Consider the following 18,643-nt stretch of genomic DNA (forward strand, 5'->3'; position numbering starts at 1 on the left):
CCTCCATGCGGAGGCTTTTTCTTTTACTGGTCAATTGGATGGGCGGTCGATGATTCAAGACTGCTGCAGATAGGCCATGAATATCCGTTGTTCTTCGCTGAGTGGTTCGTGCTTGCGTGTCAAAATGCCAAAAGGCGGCAGCGGTATGCTCACGCTGATCGGCAAGATCTGCACGATACCCATGTCGAGATAATCCTGCAGGGCGGATTCGGATAACAGCATCACCGCATTGCTGCGTTGAATCAGTTGCAGCATGGCATAAACCGAATTGCTCTCGATAATATTGCCAGGCAAGGGCAGGCATGCTTCGCGCAGATATTGCTCCAGCGCCATGCGTGCCGGGCTGGATGGTGCTTGCAATATCCATGGCCAATCGCGCAGCAGCGCTGGCCATTCGATATGGTTTTCTTTTAGCAAGGCATGGTTTTTAGCCACCACAATCCGCAGTATTTCATTTCCCAATGGCGAAAAACAGAAATCCTCATCGGCCATGTCCGGGCTGCGCCTGGCAATGGCCAGGTCGATGCGGCCTTGCTCCAGCAGGCTGACTACCTCGTCGCTGGTATCGCCCATCACGCGGATATACAGGCGTGGCCGGTCCTGTTTCAAACGGGCAATTGCCTCCATGATCAATGCCGGTGCCGCACCGATGATGGCGCCGACTGACAGATAGCCCAATCCTTCCTTCTTTTGCCATGCCAGCTTTTCCATGCAGCCTTCCAGATGGTGCAGGCTGAGGGTGGCAAACTGGATCAGCACCCTGCCCAGCGCCGTCGGCAGCATGCCACGCGGCAGCCGCTCGAACAGCCGGCAGTCAAACATATCCTCGATTTCCTGCAGCATGCGGCTGGCCGCCGGTTGCGACATATACATGCCTTCCGCTGTGCGTTTCATGTTCTGGTTATTGCCCAGTAACAGCAGCATCTGCAAATGCTTGTAGCGCAAGCGCTGCAATAAATGGCGGTGCTGTGCTGATGGCAGGTGGGTGGTTTTATCCATAAGCAGAAGGTATCACCGGTTAATTAAATGTAATTGGATGGTTTGGCGAGTATGACTTAGTTTTGCTGCTGCCGCATTTTGGTCGGGCGTAATGGATGGCCTGATATTGACCGATACTATTTAAGATATTTCCCGGTTTTGGGTCTTGTCCTGTTTTGATCGGTTTTTTATTACTGGCTGAAATTAATTTCGCAAGATGTTCATGCAAATTCATTTCTGATACTGGTTTTGTCTGATCAGATTGCATGGCGACATTTACCGCTGGAGCAGCACCTTATGAAGCAAACCCCGCTTATCAAACACCTTCGTGCTTTTACCCTGCGCGGTGGCGGTGCCGATTATCACGATCAGGCCGATGGCCACTGGATAGACGACCATATCGCCACGCCCATGTCCAAATATCCGTCCTACCGGCAAAGCCGGCGCAGCTTTGGCATCAATGTGCTGGGCACCCTGGTGGTGGAGGTGGAGGACAGTGCCGGCAATGTCGGCTTTGCCGTGACGACGGGTGGCGAGCCGGCGGCATTTATCGTCGAGCGTCATCTGGCCCGCTTTGTCGAAGGGGCCAAAGTCAGTGATATCGAACGCATCTGGGACCAGATGTATTACGGCACGCTGTTTTACGGGCGCAAGGGCCTGGTGCTCAACGCCATCTCCGGGGTGGACCTGGCCTTGTGGGATTTGCTGGGCAAAGTGCGGCAGGAACCGGTGTACCAAATGCTGGGTGGGGCGGTGCGCGACGAATTACAGTTTTATGCCACCGGCGCGCGGCCTGATCTGGCCCGTGACATGGGGTTCATCGGCGGCAAAATGCCGCTGCACCATGGGCCGGCAGAGGGGGAGGAGGGCCTGCAAAAAAACCTGGCCTTGCTGGCCGGCATGCGTGAGCGGGTAGGGCGTGATTTCTGGCTGATGATTGACTGCTGGATGAGCCTGGACCTGAACTACGCCACCCGGCTGGCGCAGGCGGCACAAGAATATGGCCTGAAATGGATAGAAGAAGCACTGCCGCCAGACGACTACTGGGGCTATGCCGCACTGCGCCGCCAACTGCCGCCCGGCATGTTGTGCACTACCGGCGAGCACGAAGCCACGCGCTGGGGCTTTCGCATGCTGCTGGAAATGGGCTGCTGCGACATCATCCAGCCCGATGTCGGCTGGTGTGGCGGCATCACCGAGTTAGTGAAAATCTCCGCCCTGGCCGATGCACACCAGGCGCTGGTGATTCCACATGGCTCCAGCGTGTACAGCTATCACTTTGTCGCCACCCGGCATAACAGCCCGTTCGCCGAATTCCTGATGATGGCACCGCAGGCGGATCAAGTCGTCCCGATGTTCAGTCCGCAGCTCTTGCATGAACCGGTGCCGGAACACGGCCGCATGCGCGTGTCGCGGCTGGATCGGCCCGGCTTCGGTGTGGAGCTTAATCCCGCCTGCGCCTTGCACCGCCCCTACCTGCACACTCCGGGAGGCTGAGATGACGCATGGACAAGCACTTTGCACACTGGCTTTCCGCATGCAGTTGTTTCCGGGGCAAGCCGAGGAATATCAACGGCGTCATGCCGCCATCTGGCCGGAACTGAAAACCGCCCTGCTGGATGCCGGCATTGTCGAGTACCGCATTTTTCATGATGACCATGATGACGCCTTGTTTGCCGTGCTGTACTGCCGGCAGCCCGACAGGCTGGCGGAACTGCCCAGCCTGCCGGTGATGCAGCAATGGTGGGCCCATATGGCCGACATCATGGAGACCCAGCCGGACCTTTCGCCGGTACAGGTAGGCTTGCACAGCATGTTTGTGCTGAGCACGGGGGAGGGGCCGCCATGCGCATCGTAGACGCCCATTGCCATTTCTGGTGGCTGCAAGGCAAGCAGTACCCCTGGCTGAGCCGGCGCCAGCCGAATCTGTTGGGAGATTATGCCGCGCTGGCACGCGATTTCAGGCTGGAAGATTTGCGGCAGCTGGCCGAGCAGGCCGATATCGAGCTGGCCGGGGTGGTGCATGTCGAAGCCAATGCGACGGATGCGCTGGAGGAAACCCGGCAACTGGAGCAGATGCTGGACTTCTCCGGCAAGCAGTTGCCCGTTGTGTTGCTGCCCTTTCTCGATCTGGCCAGCCCACAGGCGGCGGATCAGCTGGCCCGGCAACTGGCCGCTTCCACCCGCGTGCGTGGTGTGCGGCAGATTCTGAATGTCCATGCCGATCCGCAGTTCGACTACGTAGGCCGCCACTATATGCGCGAGACGCAATGGCAGCTGGGCATGGCCCTGCTGGAGCGCCACAAGCTGATCTTCGAATTGCAAATCTACCCCTCACAAATGCTGGAGGCCGCTGCACTGGCGCGGCGTTATCCGGGGGTGCGCTTTGCGCTGAACCATGCCGGCATGTATGTGGATCGCCACGCTCCGGCCGGCTGGCGCATGTGGCGCGATGGCATGCGGGCGCTGGCAGCCTGCCCGAATGTGCAGGTGAAACTGAGCGGTTTCGGCATGCTCGACCACCACTGGACCGAGGACAGTCTGCGGCCGCTGGTGTACGAGGCCATCGACGCCTTTGGCAGTGCACGTTGCATGTTTGCTTCCAATTTCCCGGTATGCAGCCTGTACACCTCCTATCGCCGGCTATGGCAAGCCTATGACCATTTGCTGGCACAGGCGGCATCCCATGAGCGGCGTGCCATGTTTGCCGACAACGCCTGGCGTTTCTACCAATTGGGAGGCTAGTCAGATGGCCATCATTCTGCTGGGTCTGTTGTTCCATTTCATCGGCTCGTTTTCATCCGCCAGTTTTTACCTGCCCTATCGCAGCGTCCGGCTGTGGTCCTGGGAAAACTTCTGGCTGCTGGGCGGCTTGTTTTCCTGGCTGATTGCCCCGTGGCTGGCGATTCTCCTGACCATTCCCGGCTTTGCTTTCATTCTGGAAACGGCGGAGCGGGCGACGCTGGGATGGACTTACTTCTTCGGCGTGTTATGGGGCATTGGCGGCCTCACCTTTGGCCTGGCCATGCGCTATATCGGCCTGTCGCTGGGCATGTCCATCATCATGGGCCTGACCTCGGCGCTGGGTGCCCTGATGCCGCCGCTGTTCAATGACCTGTTCGGGCGCGAGGATGGATTGCGGCTAAGCCAGATGCTGCTCAGCAGCGGCGGGCAGATGGTGCTGCTGGGCGTGCTGGGCTCGCTGATCGGCATCGTGTTGTGTGGCCTGGCCGGCATGCGCAAGGAGCGCGAAGTCGATCTGGCAACCAAGCAAAGTGCGGTTCAGGAATTCAATATGAAAAAGGGCATCGCCGTCGCCCTGGTGTCCGGTTGCCTGAGCGCCTGCTTCAGTTATGGCATCAACGCGGGCAAGCCACTGGCACTGGCCGCAGTGAGCCAGGGGGCCAACTCCCTGTTCATGAACAACCTGACCTTTGCCGTCATCATGCTCGGTGGCCTCACCACCAATGCGCTGTGGTGTCTGCGCCTGTCCTTGCGCCGTCGCAGTCTGGGCGAGTTCGTCAATCGCAATACCCCCTTGCTGCGCAATTACCTGCTGTGCGCGCTGGGCGGCTTGCTGTGGTATTTGCAGTTCTTCTTCTACGGCATGGGCGAGAGCCGCTTGCACAACCCCACCAGCTCCTGGGTGCTGCACATGTCTTTCATCATCCTGATTTCCAATATCTGGGGTGTCTGTCTGGGCGAATGGCGTGGCACGGCGCCGCAAACCCGCCGCACCTTGTTGCTGGGCATCGTGGTCATCATTGCCGCCATCGGCCTGGTGGGTTTTGGTAGTGCCGACCATTAAGGGCGGCTGGCACAAGGGGATTTGTCCTTGGTCCTGGCCTGTGGTGGTGAGCATGGGGTCAAGGGTTTGCTGTAGCACATCGGGCTTGTATCGCCGGTATTCCTGAGGAGACAAAGCGATGTTGTTAGCAGGTAAGCGAGTGGTGATTACCGGGGCGTCCCGTGGCATAGGGCGGGCCATTGCACTGGGCTGTGCCCGCCATGGGGCGGATGTGATGCTGGGCCACAGCGGCCGCAGCAATGAGGATGACATCCTGACCCTGCGTCAGCAGATTGAGGTTCTGGGGCGCAAGGTGGCTGATCTGGCCGGCGATATCGGCGACCCCGATACCGGTGCCGCGCTGATCGCCGGTGCCGTGGAGCAGCTGGGCGGAGTGGATGTCTTTATCAGCAATGCCGGCATCTGTCCCTTTCACGCCTTTCTGGACATGCCGCGCGAGACCTATTACCGCACGGTGAATACCAATCTCAATGGGGCCTATTTTGCCGTACAGGCGGCCGCACGGCAGATGCAGCAGCAGGGCGAGGGCGGCGCCATCATCGCGGTCAGCTCCATCAGTGCCCTGGTGGGCGGCGCCATGCAGACGCACTACACCCCCACCAAGGCCGGTTTGCTGTCGCTGATGCAGTCCTGCGCCATTGCCCTGGGGCCGCTTGGCATCCGTTGCAATGCCTTGCTGCCGGGCACCATAGAAACCGACATCAACCGCCAGGATCTGGCCGATCCGCACAAGCGCAGCTATATGCAAAACCGCATCCCGCTGGGGCGGCTGGGACAGCCGGAAGATCTGGTCGGCCCGGCGGTGTTCCTGGCCTCGGACCTGGCGCGCTATGTCACCGGGGCCAGCCTGCTGGTGGATGGTGGCATGTATGTCAATCTGCAATAGGAGTTGCCGATGCAGCTGAATCCTTTCAAATCTGCTTTAGGGCAACTGCCCTCATCTGTTCCCTTGTACGGCATCTGGGCGGGCACCGCTTCGTCTTATGTGGCAGAAATCCTGGCGACCACCGGTCACGACTGGATTCTGCTGGATGGCGAGCATGCCCCCAATACCCTGGCCGACCTGTTGCCGCAATTACAGGCGGTAGCCGCCTATCCGGTCCATCCCGTGCTACGCATTCCCAGCCATGACCCGGTGCTGATCAAGCAGGTACTGGATATCGGTGCGCAAACGCTGATGGTGCCGATGGTGGAGACGGCGGCGCAGGCCGCGGCCCTGGTGCGGGCCATGCACTATCCGCCAGCGGGGAGTCGCGGTGTCGGTGGCGGGCTGATCCGCGCCGCCCGCTGGGATGCCGTACCGGACTACATTCGCCAGGCAGCGCAGTCGCTCTGCCTGGTGGTGCAGATCGAATCTCCCCTCGGCGTGGCAAACGCGGCGCAGATCGCTGCTGTGGACGGCGTGGATGCCATCTTTATCGGCCCGGCGGATTTATCCACCAGCATGGGCCACGCGGGGGATGCCAGCCATGCCGATGTCCAGCACGGCATCCGCCACACCATTGCCTGCTGTCTGGAGCAGGGCAAGGCCTGCGGCATTCTGGCGCCCAATGAGCAGGATGCCCGGCGCTATGCCGAGTGGGGCTGCAGCTTCATGGCCATCAGCATCGACATCCCCCTGTTGCGTCAGGCCGCGCTGGCCAGCCTGGCACGCTTCCGCGCCTGCCCCGGCCCGCTTGGCAGCAGCCATGCTTATTAGCCCAGCGCTGGCGGCGGCATTGCAGCGCTGCGGCAGCACCATCACTTATCAGGAGCATTCTGATGTCCGACATTCTGCAATTGCAGCATTACATCAACGGCCATTTTGTTGCAGGCCACGATTACCATGCGGTGCACAATCCGGCTAAAGGCACGCTGCTGGCTTACTCGCCACAGGCTTCGGCAGCGGAGGTGGCCGAGGCGATGGCCGCAGCGCGCGCCGCCCAGCGCGCTTGGGCAGCGCGCCCGGCCATCGAGCGCGCCGGTTTTCTGCGCAGTATTGCCACGCTGATTCGCCAGCAAGCAGAGGCGCTGGCCCATACCATTAGCGCAGAACAAGGCAAAACCCTGGCGCTGGCCAACATTGAAGTGCACTTTACGGCCGATTACCTGGACTACATGGCCGAGTGGGCCAGACGCATCGAAGGCGAGGTCATCAGCAGCGACCGTGCCGGCGAGCAGATTTTCCTGCTGCGCAAGCCGCTGGGCGTGGTAGCCGGCATCCTGCCCTGGAATTTTCCTTTCTTTCTGATTGCCCGCAAGATGGCGCCGGCCCTGCTGACCGGTAATAGCATCGTGATCAAGCCCAGCGAGGAAACGCCGATCAACTGCCATCTGTTCAGCCAGCTGGTGGCGCAGTCAGCTTTGCCGGCCGGGGTGTTCAATGTGCTGTATGGCCAGGCACAGACCGGGGCTGAGCTGGCCGGTAGTGCTGCCGTCGACATGATCAGCTTTACCGGCAGCGTGGCGACCGGTGCGCGCATTGCGGCCGCGGCGGCGCCGCATATCACCAAACTGAATCTGGAGCTGGGTGGCAAGGCACCGGCCATCGTGCTGGCCGATGCTGATCTCGATCTGGCAGTCAGGGCCATCCACGCCTCACGGGTCATCAATACCGGCCAGGTGTGTAACTGTGCCGAACGGGTGTATGTCGAGCGCAAGGTGGCAGATGCTTTCATCGACAAGATAGCCAGCGCCATGGCGGCAACCCGCTATGGCGATCCGCTGGCAAGGCCGGATATCGACATGGGGCCGCTGATCAACCGTCAGGCACTGCAAAGGGTGCAGGCCAAGGTGGCGCAGGCGCTGCAGGAGGGGGCGCAGTTGATTACCGGTGGTCAGGTGGCCGAGCTGGGGGCCGGTTTCCACTTCCAGCCCACGGTGCTGGCGGCATGTCATGGGCAGATGGACATCATGCGGCAAGAGATTTTCGGCCCGGTATTGCCCATACAGGTGGTGGACAGCCTGGAGGAGGCGATTGCCCTGGCCAATGACTCGAGCTACGGCCTCACTTCATCCCTCTACACCCGTGATCTGGGCAAGGCGATGCAGGCGATGCGCGAACTGGATTTTGGCGAGACCTACATCAACCGGGAAAATTTCGAGGCAATGCAAGGTTTCCATGCAGGGGTCCGCCAATCCGGCATCGGCGGGGCCGATGGCAAGCATGGCCTGTACGAATACACCCATAGCCATGTGATTTATTTGCAGTCCTGAGCGGGCTCAGGCTGCGCGCCCTGTGCTTTCCCGGCCGGTCATGCAAAAAGCATGGCAGGCCGGAATGGTTTTGATTAGAATGAAAAACGAGAGTACGAGCTCTCTTTTTTTCATTCCTTTATTTACAAGCCCGGTTTTCCGGGCTTTTTTTTGTGCGGGCGGTTCCGTCACGACAATCCGCGCCGCACAAAAAAACGGCCCCGCAGGGCCGTATCAGTGGAGTCGAACAAGCAATCAGAAGGCGAAGTGTTCCTCATCCAGCGCCATCAGCGGCGCAGCACCACCCTTGATGCGGGCCAGCAGGGTGTGCACTTCGGGGAAGAGCTTGGCCATGTAGAAGCGGCCGGTGGCAATCTTGGCCTGGTAGAAGGCATCATCGCCCTGGCCCAGGCGGGCGTGCGCCACTTCTGCCATGCGCGCCCACAGCCAGGCATAGCTCAGATGGCCGATCAGGCGCAGATAGTCGCTGGCTGCCGCGCCGGCTTCGTCCTTGTTCTGCAGGCTGGCCATGCCGATGCCCATGGTGATTTCGCCCACATCCTTCATCAGCTTGCTCAGTGGCGCGATATATTCGGCCAGCTTGTCATTGCCTTCATTGGCCTGGCAGAACTGGTGAATCTGCTTGGTGAACTTGCGCAGCTTCTGGCCCTGATCCAGCAATACCTTGCGGCCCAGCAGGTCGATGGCCTGGATGCCATTGGTGCCTTCATAAATCTGCGAAATGCGGCAGTCACGCACCAGTTGCTCCATGCCCCATTCACGAATGAAACCGTGGCCACCGAACACCTGCATGCCCATATTGGCGGCCTCATAGCCATTGTCGGTCATGAAAGCCTTGGCCACCGGGGTGAGCAGGGCCACCAGATCGGCCGCATCCTGGCGGGCGGCGGCATCCGGGTGCTTGTCCTCGATATCCAGTTGCAGGGCGAGCAGGGCAGTCAGTGCGCGGCCGGCCTCGGTATAGGCTTTCTGGGTCAGCAGCATGCGGCGCACGTCCGGATGCACGATGATGGGGTCGGCTGCCTTGTCCGGACATTTGGCTCCGGTGAGGGCACGCATTTGCAGCCGCTCACGGGCATAGGCCAGCGCACCCTGGAACGAGGCTTCGCCAATGCCCAGACCCTGCATGCCGCAGCCCAGGCGGGCGGCGTTCATCATGGTGAACATGCAGGACAGGCCCTTGTTGGCTTCGCCAATCAGATAGCCTTTGGCACCATCCAGATTGATCACCGCCGTGGCATTGGCCTTGATGCCCATCTTGTGTTCCAGGCTGCCGCAGGCCACCGGATTGCGGCTGCCGTCGGCGTGGTACTTCGGCACGATGAACAGGGAAATGCCCTTCACATCCTTGGGCGCATCTGGCAAACGGGCCAGCACCAGGTGGATGATGTTGTCGGACAGGTCGTGTTCGCCGGCCGAGATGAAAATCTTGGTGCCGGTAATGCTGTAGCTGCCGTCGCCATTCGGTTCGGCGCGGGTTTTCAGCAAGCCCAGGTCGGTGCCGCAATGCGGTTCGGTCAGGCACATGGTGCCGGTCCAGCTGCCGTCCACCAGGCGCGGCAGATAGGTGGCTTTCTGTTCTGCCGTGCCATGGGCGTGGATGGCGGCATAAGCGCCATGCGACAGGCCGGGATACATCGACCAGGCCACATTGGACGAGCACTGCATTTCCATGATCGGGAAAGCCAGCGATTTGGGCATGCCCTGGCCACCATAGGCCGGGTCACAGTCCAGTGCCGGGAAACCCAGCTCGCAATACTGCTTGTAGGCTTCCTTGAAGCCCGGCGGGGTGGTGACCGCCTTGGTGCTGGGGTCGAACTGGCAGCCTTCTTCGTCGGCCTGGCGGTTCAGCGGGGCCAGTTCGCTTTCACAAAACTGGGCAGCGGCTTCCAGGTAGGAAGTGAAGATGTCCTGGGTGGCTTCCTCGTAGCCGGGCAGGGCGGGGATGATGTCCTGTACCTTGATCAGTTCGTTGAGCACAAAGTCAAAGTCGCGCAGCGGGGCTTTGTATGCGGGCATGGGGTCTCTCCTGTTGGTTGCGCTGCCCGGGTTTTCCGGGTCGAATGGCTGGTGTGGGCAGGGGGTGATGTTACGCCCACTTAATTCAAACGCTTGTTTAATTTATTCCGCGGCGTTTGACAACCTCTTTTATCTGCGCCGTCCTCGCGGTGTGGCATTACGACAACGGGAAAGTGGCTGGCCATGCGTTGCTTGCGAACAACAATCCGCCGTCTCAGTGCTTACCGGCATCAGCTGTTGAGCCGCCCTGGCCTGGGCTGGCTGGGGCGCTGGCTGGACCAGCCAGCCTGCTGGGCGGTGCAGCGGCGCAAGGTGGCGCAGGGCGTGGCGCTTGGTCTGCTCACCGGTTTGCTGCCGGGTCCACCCAAACGGCTGGCCACCGTGCTGCTGGCGCTGTGTCTGCGCGTCAATCTGCCGGCCGCCTTGCTGGCCACGCTGTACAGCAATCCGCTCACCATCCTGCCACTTTATTTTCTGGCCTATTCCTGTGGACTGCTGTTACTGGGTGAGCCGGCTGCAGGTACAATGAGCCAGCCTCCATCCTGGGAGGCGCTGCCGCTTGAGCAGTGGGCATTGCAGCTGGCGCACTGGTTGCTGTCGCTGGGCTGGCCCCTCTTGCTCGGTTTGCTGGTCATGGGGCTGGGTCTGGCCTTGTGCGGCTATGTCTTGGTGATGCTGGGCTGGCGCTGTGCCGTGATTCGAAACTGGAAAAACAGAAAGGCAGCACGTGGATCTTGTTGAAAAGAAACTGCAGTCGGAGCTGGTGTATGAGGGGGGCTTTCTCAAGGTACACAAGGACAAGGTACTGCTGCCGGATGAGTCGCATGCCAGCCGCGAGTACATCCTGCACCCCGGTGCCGTGGCCATCCTGGCGCTGACGCCGGACCGGCAACTGGTGCTGGAGCGGCAATACCGCTATCCGGCCGGCCGGGTGTTTCTGGAGATTCCTGCCGGCAAGATCGATCCCGACGAAGCACCAGAGCAGACGGCCCGCCGCGAGCTGCTGGAAGAAACCGGCTACCAGGCGGCCAGCTGGCGTTATCTGGGGACGGCCTATCCCTGCATCGGTTATTCCAACGAACAGATCAGCTACTACCTGGCCGAAGGGCTGCAAGCCGGCGAACGGCAACTAGACGAAGGCGAGTTTCTCGAGGTGCTGACCCTGCCGCTGGAGCAGGTGATGCAGATGGCGCTGTCCGGTGAAATCTGCGACAGCAAATCCATTGTCGGCCTGCACTGGCTGGCCGCCTACCTGGATGGGAGACTGCCCGGTGCCGCCGTTTGATCCTTACCATGAACGCCGTGGCGCGCGCCGCTTGCAGATGGGGTGCAAGGCCCGCATCCGCTCGCTGCACACCGGCGAAACCCACTATGGCGAATGTGTCGACCTGTCGGTAGACGGCATGGCCTTTCGCTCGTCCTATGTACCGCAGCATGGTGAGCGCTTGTCGGTCATTGTGCTGGCCCCCGCGCTGGGTGGCTTGCCAGGCAAGCCGCTGGAGGCCGAGGTGGAAGTGCGCCGCTGCAATGAGGTCAAGCGCGGGCAGGTCTATGAAATCGGCACGCGCATTATCGAGCGCAAGAGCTGAAACATCTGCTTGCAAATTGATACATTATTCTTTCAGGCAGAGTCATCTGCCTGATGTTTTTGTATGTGCATGATTTAAAACATTTATTTTCTTAAAATGCCAGCTGGGAATTTAACAGCTTAGTTTTTTCTTTGGTCATATCAAGATATTTCTCAATAAAATTCAGTGACTTACCAGGCTGTTATGCCGAAAGTCCTGATTGCCTCGCTTTTATTCTTGCTCCTTGGCGCATGTGCTATACCCAGAAAAAGAGAATCTGAAAACCAGTCAGTACTCTAATTTTGCCAGGGGAATGCGGGTGCACCATGCACGCCGTGCGCGCCCCTGCAACCAGCCAGGAGAGAGCCATGCACCCGGACATCTTGAGCCACTACGCCTCCCGTTACGACAAGACGCGTGAAGAGGAATACACCATCCAGGAGTATCTGGAGATCTGCAAACGAGATCCAGCTGCTTATGCCACGGCTTCCGAGCGCATGCTGGCCGCCATTGGCGAACCGGAACTGGTGGATACCCGTCACGACCAGCGTCTGTCGCGCATCTTTTCCAACAAGGTCATCAAGGTCTATCCCGCCTTCCGCGAGTTTTACGGCACCGAGGAAGTGATCGAGCAGGTGGTGGCCTATTTCCGCCATGCCGCCCAGGGGCTGGAAGAAAAGAAACAGATTCTCTACCTGCTGGGGCCTGTGGGTGGCGGCAAGTCGTCGATTGCCGAAAAGCTGAAGGAGCTGATGGAGCAGGTGCCCTTCTATTGCCTGAAAGGCAGCCCGCTGAACGAGTCGCCGCTGGGCCTGTTCAATGTGGAAGAAGACGGTGCCATTCTGGAAGAGGAATTCGGCATTCCGCGCCGTTATCTCAAGACCATTCCCAGCCCGTGGGCGGTGAAACGCCTGCACGAATTCAATGGCGACATCGGCCAGTTCAAGGTGGTGAAACGCTACCCGTCGGTACTGCGGCAGATTGCCGTGGCCAAAACCGAGCCGGGTGACGAGAACAACCAGGACATCAGCTCGCTGGTGGGCAAGGTGGACATCCGCAAACTGGAAAAATACGCCCAGGACGACCCGGATGCCTACAGCTACTCCGGTGGCCTCTGCCTGGCCAACCAGGGTCTGCTGGAATTCGTGGAAATGTTCAAGGCCCCCATCAAGGTGTTGCACCCGCTGCTGACCGCCACCCAGGAAAGCAATTTCAAGGGTACCGAAGGCTTTGGCGCCATTCCGTTTGATGGCATCGTGCTGGCCCACTCCAATGAATCGGAGTGGAAGCAGTTCCGCAACAACAAGAACAACGAGGCCTTCCTCGACCGTATCTATATCGTCAAGGTGCCGTACTGCCTGCGCGTGACCGAAGAGATCAAGATCTACGACAAGCTGATCCGCAACTCTTCCCTGGGCAATGCGCCGTGCGCACCGGGAACGCTGAAGATGATGGCGCAGTTTGCCATTCTGTCGCGGCTGAAGGAGACCGAAAACTCCAGCCTCTTCAGCAAGATGCAGGTGTATGACGGGGAGAATCTGAAAGACACCGATCCCAAGGCCAAGTCGCTGCAGGAGTATCGCGACTATGCCGGGGTGGACGAGGGCATGAATGGCCTGTCGACCCGCTTTGCCTACAAGATCCTGTCCAAGGTGTTTAACTTCGACAACCAGGAAGTGGCGGCCAACCCGGTGCACCTGCTGTATGTGCTGGAACAGCAGGTGGAGCGCGAGCAGTTCCCGGCCGAGCAGGAGCAGAAGTACCTGACCTTCCTGAAAGAGTATCTGGCGCCCAAGTATGTCGAGTTCATCGGCAAGGAGATCCAGACCGCCTATCTGGAAAGCTACTCGGAATACGGCCAGAACATTTTCGACCGCTATGTCACCTTCGCCGACTACTGGATTCAGGACCAGGAATACCGCGATCAGGACACCGGCGAAATCTTCGACCGCACCTCGCTCAATGGCGAACTGGAGAAAATCGAAAAACCGGCCGGGATTTCCAATCCCAAGGACTTCCGCAACGAAATCGTCAATTTCGTGCTGCGCGCCCGGGCCAATAACGGCGGCAAGAACCCGACCTGGACCAGCTATGAAAAGCTGCGCACGGTGATCGAGAAGAAGATGTTCTCCAATACCGAAGAGCTGCTGCCGGTGATTTCCTTCAATGCCAAGGCCAGCGTGGAGGATGCCAAGAAGCACGAAGACTTCGTCAACCGCATGGTGGAAAAGGGCTACACCGCCAAGCAGGTCCGCCTGCTGTGCGAATGGTATCTGCGGGTGCGCAAGTCCTCCTGAGCAAGCGCCGGCAGCCGGGTGGCGACACGCGGCTGTCCGGCACCGATTCTGGTCCGGCCTGTCTAAAAGGATAGGGTCCGGCTTGGCCCGGATGGCTGCGGGTGGACAAAGCGGTGGTCGTGTCGATCGACCTGCCGGGCCGCAGGAGACAACAGCGAGGTTGCCATGTCCCACATCATAGACAGACGCCTGAACGGCAAGAACAAGTCCGCGGTCAATCGCGAGCGTTTCTTGCGCCGCTTCAAGGCGCAGATCAAGGAAGCCGTTTCGCGTGCGGTGAAGGGGCGCAGTATCACCGATATCGAGAGCGGCGAAAAAGTCTCCATTCCGGTCAAGGATATTTCCGAGCCGGTATTTCACCACGGCCAGGGCGGCGTGCGCGAGCAGGTGCATCCGGGCAATGAGGAATTCATCCGGGGGGATCGCATTCAACGCCCGCAAGGTGGCGGTGGCGGCGGAGGGGGCGGCAAGGCCAGCCAGGATGGCGAAGGTGAGGACGACTTCGTGTTCGAGCTGTCGCGCGAAGAATTCCTCAATGTGTTCTTCGACGACCTGGCCCTGCCCAACCTGATCAAGACCCAGCTGATGGGGGTGGAAGAACTCAAGCAGGTGCGTGCCGGCTATACCAATGACGGCACCCCGGCCAATATCAGCATCGTGCGCTCCCTGCGTGGCGCACTGGCGCGGCGGGTGGCCATGGCCGCGCCGACCCTGGCCAGCCTGGGCGAGGCCGAAGAAGACCTGGACCAGTTGCTGGAGTCGGATGAGGAAAGCGCGCTGGAAGTGCGCGACCAGCGCAAGCGCATCCACCTGCTGCGCGAAAAGCTGGCCAGCATCCCCTTCATCGACCCCTTTGATCTGCGCTACAACAACCGCATCAAGCAGCCCAAGCCCACCAGCCAGGCGGTGATGTTCTGCATCATGGACGTATCCGGCTCGATGGACGAGCAGAAAAAGGACATGGCCAAGCGCTTCTTCATCTTGCTCTACCTGTTCTTGCAGCGGAACTACGACAAGATCGAAGTGGTGTTCATCCGCCATCACACCAGTGCGGTGGAGGTGAATGAAGAAGACTTCTTCCATTCGCGTGAAAGCGGCGGGACGGTGGTGTCCTCGGCGCTCAACCTGATGGCGGACATCGTCAAGAAGCGCTACAGCGGCAGCGAGTGGAATATCTATGCCGCCCAGGCTTCGGATGGCGACAACTGGGATAGCGACTCGGCCAATTGCGGCCGCATCATGGACGAACAACTGCTGCCCTATTGCCAGTATTTCGCCTACATCGAAATCACCGAAGGCGAGCCGCAAAACCTCTGGTACGAGTACCTCAAGGTCAAGGAACGCCAGCGGCATTTCGCCATGCAGAAAATCCGCTCGGCCTCCGATATTTATCCGGTATTCCGGGAGCTGTTCAAACGCCAGCCAGCCACGCGCGCCTGAGTGCCAGGGCCGGCCGCCAAGGGGAATGCAGCATGACACCCATTTCCACCGGGTCCGAATGGACCTTCGACCTGATCGAAGAATACGACCGCGCAATCCGCAAGATTGCAGTGGATGAATTCCAGCTGGATGTCTATCCCAACCAGCTGGAGGTGATTACCGCCGAACAGATGATGGATGCCTACTCCTCGGTGGGCATGCCGGTGAACTACCATCACTGGAGCTTCGGCAAGCACTTCGTCGCCACCGAAAAAAGCTACAAGCGCGGCCAGATGGGGCTGGCCTACGAGATCGTCATCAACTCCAGCCCCTGCATTGCCTACCTGATGGAAGAAAACTCCATGACCATGCAGGCGCTGGTGATTGCCCATGCCGCCTATGGCCACAACAGCTTTTTCAAGGGCAATTACCTGTTCCGCGCCTGGACCGACGCCTCGGCCATTGTCGACTACCTGGTGTTTGCCAAGTCCTACATCAGCAAATGCGAGGAGCGCTATGGCATCGACGAAGTGGAAATGCTGCTGGACTCCTGCCATGCGCTGATGAACTACGGCGTGGACCGCTACAAGCGGCCGCAGAAGCTGTCGCTGGCCAAGGAGCAGGCACGGCAGGAGGAGCGCGAGCAATATCTGCAAATGCAGGTCAACGACCTGTGGCGCACCATTCCCAAGCGCGACAAGGACGATGCCAACCGCGAACCAGCGCGCTTTCCGGCCGAGCCGCAGGAAAACCTGCTGTATTTCATCGAAAAATCCGCGCCACTGCTGGAGCCGTGGCAGCGCGAACTGGTACGCATCGTGCGCAAGGTGGCGCAGTATTTCTACCCGCAACGGCAAACCCAGGTGATGAACGAGGGCTGGGCCACTTTCTGGCACTACACCATTCTCAACCGCCTGTACGACAAGGGCCTGGTGACCGATGGCTTCATGATGGAGTTTTTGCAGAGCCACACCAATGTGGTGTACCAGCCACCGGTGACGGCACGCTGGTATAACGGCATCAACCCGTATGCCCTGGGCTTTTCCATGTACCAGGACATCAAGCGCATTTGCGAAGCCCCCACCGAGGAGGACAGGGCCTGGTTTCCCGACCTGGCCGGCACCGACTGGCGCAGCTCGCTGGAATTCGCCATGAAGAATTTCAAGGACGAAAGCTTTATTTCGCAATACCTGTCGCCCAAGCTGATTCGCGATTTCCGCCTGTTTGCCATTCGCGACGACGACCATGAAGACAAGCTGGAAGTGTCGGCCATCCACGATGAAATGGGTTATCGCGATATCCGCAGCAAGCTGGCCGAGCAATACAATCTGGGCTCACGCGAACCCAATATCCAGGTGTGGTCGGTGAATGTGCGGGGGGATCGCAGCCTGACGCTGCGCCATACCATGCACAATCGCCGCCCGCTGGACGAGGGCAGTGCGCAGGAAGTGCTCAAGCATGTCGGGCGCTTGTGGGGCTTTGATGTGCGGCTGGAAAGTGCCGATAGCGATGGCAGCATCACCCAGCGCTTCGAGGTGAAGTCCAGCCTGGATTTGCAGCGGCTGTAGCGGGTCAGCGGGGAGTGTGCGGGACAAAGGCCCGGATGCCGGCATCCGGGCTGATCAATTCCGCCAGACGGATACCGTAAATGGCCTCCAGCTGCGCTTGCTGCATGATGTCGGCGGTGCGGCCAAAGGCGATGCTGCAGCCATCCTGCAGCAGCAAGACACGGTCGGCATGGCGCAGCGCCAGGTTCAGGTCGTGCAGCACCGCCACCACGCCGATGTGCAAGTCCTGCGCCAGCTGCCGCCATTGCACCATCTGGCTGTCGGCAATGGCGAAGTCCAGCGCCGCCGTCGCCTCATCCAGCAATAAATAGCGCTCTGGCTGTGTCGATGCCAGCAACTGGCAGAGTGCGCGTGCCAGATGGGCGCGCTGTGCCTCGCCACCGGACAGGCTGTCCAGCCGGCGTTGGGCCAGCCTGCTGGTGTCCGTCAGGGCCAGTGCCCGCGCCATCGCCGCCGCCTGTTGTGCGGGAGCGGCAAGGTAAGCGCCGGCCGCCACCAGCTCCTGCACCCGCCAGCCGGATGGGGTCGCCGCCTGTTGTTCCACTACCGCGCGCAGGCTGGCCAGCCGTGCCGGGCTCAGCCCCGCCGTATCCTGCCCGCCCAGCCGCACACGGCCACTGTCCGGGCGCAGATAGCCCGACATCACTTGCAGCAGGGTGCTCTTGCCCGCGCCATTGGGGCCGAGGATGACGCACAGCTCGCCAGGCACCGCCTGTAGCGAGACCTGCCAGAGCAGCCGCTTGCCCGCGCGCTGCAAACAGACCTGTTCCAGCTCAAGCACGCGGTGACTCCTGTTCTCGTCGCAGCAGCCACAGGAAAAACGGAGCACCCAGCAGGCTGGTGATGACGCCAACCGGCAGCTCCGCGGGGGCCAGCAGGCTGCGTGCCAGCCAGTCGGCACTGACTGTCAGCCAGGCACCCAGCAGCGGGGCTGCCAGCAGCAGGCGGCGGGCATCACTGCCGGTCAATAGCCGGGTCAGGTGTGGTGCCAGCAAGCCGACAAAGCCGATCATGCCGCAGCTGGACACCACCACACCGGCCGCAATGGAGGCAAGGCAGACCACCAGCCATGCACCACGCTGCAGATCAAAACCCAGATGGAAGGCCGTGGCCTCGCCCAGCTGCAGGGCATTGAGCAAGCGCCAGTGGCGAAACAGGCCCAGCCAGACCAGCGGTGTGGCCAGCAGCAACAGCCAGGCCTGCGGCCATTCGGCACTGGCGAAGCTGCCCATCAGCCAGAAGGTGATGCTGCGCAGGGCGCCATCGGGCAGGGTGGTGATCAGCAGGGTCAGCAGGCTGCCGAGCAAGGCCGCGATGGCCACGCCGGACAGGATCAGCCGGCTGCCCTGGCCATTCGGGGAGGCCAGCAGCCGTATCAGCCATAGCGTCAGCAGGCTGCCGGCAAAGCCGGCCAGCGAAACCGGCAGGATGCCGCCGCCCAGGCTGAGCGCCAACGCGGCGGCCAGGGCCGCCCCGCTATAGATGCCGAGCAGGCCGGGTTCGGCCAGCGGATTGCGAAAGCGGGCCTGGATGGCGGCGCCGGCACTGCTCAGCAGCATGCCGCTGCAGATGGCGACCAGCAGGCGTGGCAGGCGCAGCTGCAACAATAGCTGCAGTTGCAGCGCCGGCAGCGGCTGATTGCCGTGCAGCATGGGGCCGATCAGGCCACTGCCGTGCAGCAGCGAACCGAGGCAAGTCAGCAGCAGGGCGGCCAGCAGGCATTGGCAGAGCAGGGAGAGGCGGATCATCAGGGGGAAAGGGAGCCGGCCGGACGGCCAGGCTCCCGCAGGC

Annotated in this window: 17 protein-coding genes; 13 read left to right on the forward strand and 4 right to left on the reverse strand. The window is 60.6% G+C overall.

What is annotated here, in order from left to right; genetic code table 11:
- Positions 1–54: 54 nt before the first annotated feature.
- On the reverse strand, positions 55–999 hold the full coding sequence (locus JHD64_RS01945) for a LysR family transcriptional regulator (RefSeq protein ID WP_059286846.1): 945 nt from the start codon (positions 997–999) through the stop codon (positions 55–57).
- A 276-nt stretch (positions 1,000–1,275) separates the two neighbouring features.
- Between JHD64_RS01945 and rhmD the strand changes: the two genes are divergently transcribed.
- The 7 genes from rhmD (at position 1,276) to aldA (ending at position 7,981) form a co-directional block, all read left to right on the forward strand.
- Entirely contained in the window at positions 1,276–2,475 is a 1,200-nt protein-coding gene (rhmD, locus tag JHD64_RS01950) for an L-rhamnonate dehydratase (RefSeq protein ID WP_199052088.1), read from the forward strand.
- Between the two features lies 1 nt (position 2,476).
- Positions 2,477–2,836: an L-rhamnose mutarotase gene (locus tag JHD64_RS01955; RefSeq protein WP_082693572.1), complete on the forward strand. Its 360-nt coding sequence runs from the start codon at positions 2,477–2,479 to the stop codon at positions 2,834–2,836.
- Entirely contained in the window at positions 2,824–3,723 is a 900-nt protein-coding gene (locus tag JHD64_RS01960) for an amidohydrolase (RefSeq protein ID WP_199052089.1), read from the forward strand. The genes JHD64_RS01955 and JHD64_RS01960 overlap by 13 nt, the downstream gene beginning before the upstream one ends.
- Before the next feature lie 4 nt (positions 3,724–3,727).
- Positions 3,728–4,786 (forward strand): L-rhamnose/proton symporter RhaT, encoded by a 1,059-nt coding sequence (rhaT, locus tag JHD64_RS01965; RefSeq protein WP_199052090.1) that lies wholly within the window; start codon positions 3,728–3,730, stop codon positions 4,784–4,786.
- A gap of 118 nt (positions 4,787–4,904) precedes the next feature.
- A complete protein-coding gene (locus tag JHD64_RS01970; RefSeq protein WP_059286850.1) occupies positions 4,905–5,672 on the forward strand; it encodes an SDR family NAD(P)-dependent oxidoreductase in 768 nt (255 codons plus the stop codon).
- Between the two features lie 9 nt (positions 5,673–5,681).
- Positions 5,682–6,485 (forward strand): HpcH/HpaI aldolase/citrate lyase family protein, encoded by an 804-nt coding sequence (locus tag JHD64_RS01975; protein WP_199052091.1) that lies wholly within the window; start codon positions 5,682–5,684, stop codon positions 6,483–6,485.
- 71 nt (positions 6,486–6,556) lie between these two features.
- On the forward strand, positions 6,557–7,981 hold the full coding sequence (aldA, locus tag JHD64_RS01980; RefSeq protein WP_370540923.1) for an aldehyde dehydrogenase: 1,425 nt from the start codon (positions 6,557–6,559) through the stop codon (positions 7,979–7,981).
- Positions 7,982–8,215: 234 nt separating this feature from the next.
- On the opposite strand, the gene JHD64_RS01985 is transcribed toward aldA, so the two are convergent.
- Positions 8,216–10,000, reverse strand: coding sequence for an acyl-CoA dehydrogenase C-terminal domain-containing protein (locus JHD64_RS01985; protein ID WP_199052093.1), 1,785 nt, complete (start codon positions 9,998–10,000; stop codon positions 8,216–8,218).
- Between the two features lie 237 nt (positions 10,001–10,237).
- Here JHD64_RS01985 and JHD64_RS01990 point away from each other — a divergent pair, with 237 nt between their 5' ends.
- From JHD64_RS01990 to JHD64_RS02015, 6 genes are all read left to right on the forward strand, one after another.
- A complete protein-coding gene (locus JHD64_RS01990) occupies positions 10,238–10,741 on the forward strand; it encodes a DUF2062 domain-containing protein (RefSeq protein ID WP_199052094.1) in 504 nt (167 codons plus the stop codon).
- Complete coding sequence (locus tag JHD64_RS01995) at positions 10,728–11,285, forward strand: NUDIX domain-containing protein (RefSeq protein WP_059287234.1); 558 nt, start codon at positions 10,728–10,730, stop codon at positions 11,283–11,285. Before JHD64_RS01990 ends, JHD64_RS01995 begins: the two co-directional genes overlap by 14 nt.
- On the forward strand, positions 11,272–11,589 hold the full coding sequence (locus tag JHD64_RS02000) for a PilZ domain-containing protein (protein WP_239688809.1): 318 nt from the start codon (positions 11,272–11,274) through the stop codon (positions 11,587–11,589). The genes JHD64_RS01995 and JHD64_RS02000 overlap by 14 nt, the downstream gene beginning before the upstream one ends.
- 347 nt (positions 11,590–11,936) lie before the next feature.
- On the forward strand, positions 11,937–13,865 hold the full coding sequence (locus JHD64_RS02005) for a PrkA family serine protein kinase (RefSeq protein WP_059287233.1): 1,929 nt from the start codon (positions 11,937–11,939) through the stop codon (positions 13,863–13,865).
- A 165-nt stretch (positions 13,866–14,030) separates the two neighbouring features.
- Positions 14,031–15,305, forward strand: coding sequence for a YeaH/YhbH family protein (locus JHD64_RS02010; RefSeq protein WP_059287232.1), 1,275 nt, complete (start codon positions 14,031–14,033; stop codon positions 15,303–15,305).
- Between the two features lie 32 nt (positions 15,306–15,337).
- Entirely contained in the window at positions 15,338–16,852 is a 1,515-nt protein-coding gene (locus JHD64_RS02015; RefSeq protein ID WP_059287231.1) for a SpoVR family protein, read from the forward strand.
- Positions 16,853–16,856: 4 nt separating this feature from the next.
- Here JHD64_RS02015 and JHD64_RS02020 read toward each other — a convergent pair whose 3' ends face one another.
- Together JHD64_RS02020 and JHD64_RS02025 are read right to left on the reverse strand one after the other, a co-directional pair.
- Positions 16,857–17,633 carry an ATP-binding cassette domain-containing protein gene (locus tag JHD64_RS02020; RefSeq protein WP_199052095.1) on the reverse strand — a complete coding sequence of 259 codons (777 nt, stop codon included), beginning with the start codon at positions 17,631–17,633 and terminating at the stop codon, positions 16,857–16,859.
- Positions 17,626–18,600, reverse strand: a complete 975-nt coding sequence (locus JHD64_RS02025; protein ID WP_158527704.1) for an iron ABC transporter permease — start codon at positions 18,598–18,600, stop codon at positions 17,626–17,628. The genes JHD64_RS02020 and JHD64_RS02025 overlap by 8 nt, the downstream gene beginning before the upstream one ends.
- Positions 18,601–18,643: the final 43 nt, after the last annotated feature.

This window comes from Aquitalea sp. ASV15 (assembly GCF_016429115.1).
GTDB classification, from domain to species: domain Bacteria; phylum Pseudomonadota; class Gammaproteobacteria; order Burkholderiales; family Chromobacteriaceae; genus Aquitalea; species Aquitalea magnusonii.

Coding starts and splice junctions, on each gene's coding strand:
- JHD64_RS01945 (WP_059286846.1), bottom strand. CDS start 999: ATGGATAAAACCACCCACCTGCCATCAGCACAGCACCGCCATTTATTG.
- rhmD (WP_199052088.1), top strand. CDS start 1,276: ATGAAGCAAACCCCGCTTATCAAACACCTTCGTGCTTTTACCCTGCGC.
- JHD64_RS01955 (WP_082693572.1), top strand. CDS start 2,477: ATGACGCATGGACAAGCACTTTGCACACTGGCTTTCCGCATGCAGTTG.
- JHD64_RS01960 (WP_199052089.1), top strand. CDS start 2,824: ATGCGCATCGTAGACGCCCATTGCCATTTCTGGTGGCTGCAAGGCAAG.
- rhaT (WP_199052090.1), top strand. CDS start 3,728: ATGGCCATCATTCTGCTGGGTCTGTTGTTCCATTTCATCGGCTCGTTT.
- JHD64_RS01970 (WP_059286850.1), top strand. CDS start 4,905: ATGTTGTTAGCAGGTAAGCGAGTGGTGATTACCGGGGCGTCCCGTGGC.
- JHD64_RS01975 (WP_199052091.1), top strand. CDS start 5,682: ATGCAGCTGAATCCTTTCAAATCTGCTTTAGGGCAACTGCCCTCATCT.
- JHD64_RS01985 (WP_199052093.1), bottom strand. CDS start 10,000: ATGCCCGCATACAAAGCCCCGCTGCGCGACTTTGACTTTGTGCTCAAC.
- JHD64_RS02005 (WP_059287233.1), top strand. CDS start 11,937: ATGCACCCGGACATCTTGAGCCACTACGCCTCCCGTTACGACAAGACG.
- JHD64_RS02010 (WP_059287232.1), top strand. CDS start 14,031: ATGTCCCACATCATAGACAGACGCCTGAACGGCAAGAACAAGTCCGCG.
- JHD64_RS02015 (WP_059287231.1), top strand. CDS start 15,338: ATGACACCCATTTCCACCGGGTCCGAATGGACCTTCGACCTGATCGAA.
- JHD64_RS02025 (WP_158527704.1), bottom strand. CDS start 18,600: ATGATCCGCCTCTCCCTGCTCTGCCAATGCCTGCTGGCCGCCCTGCTG.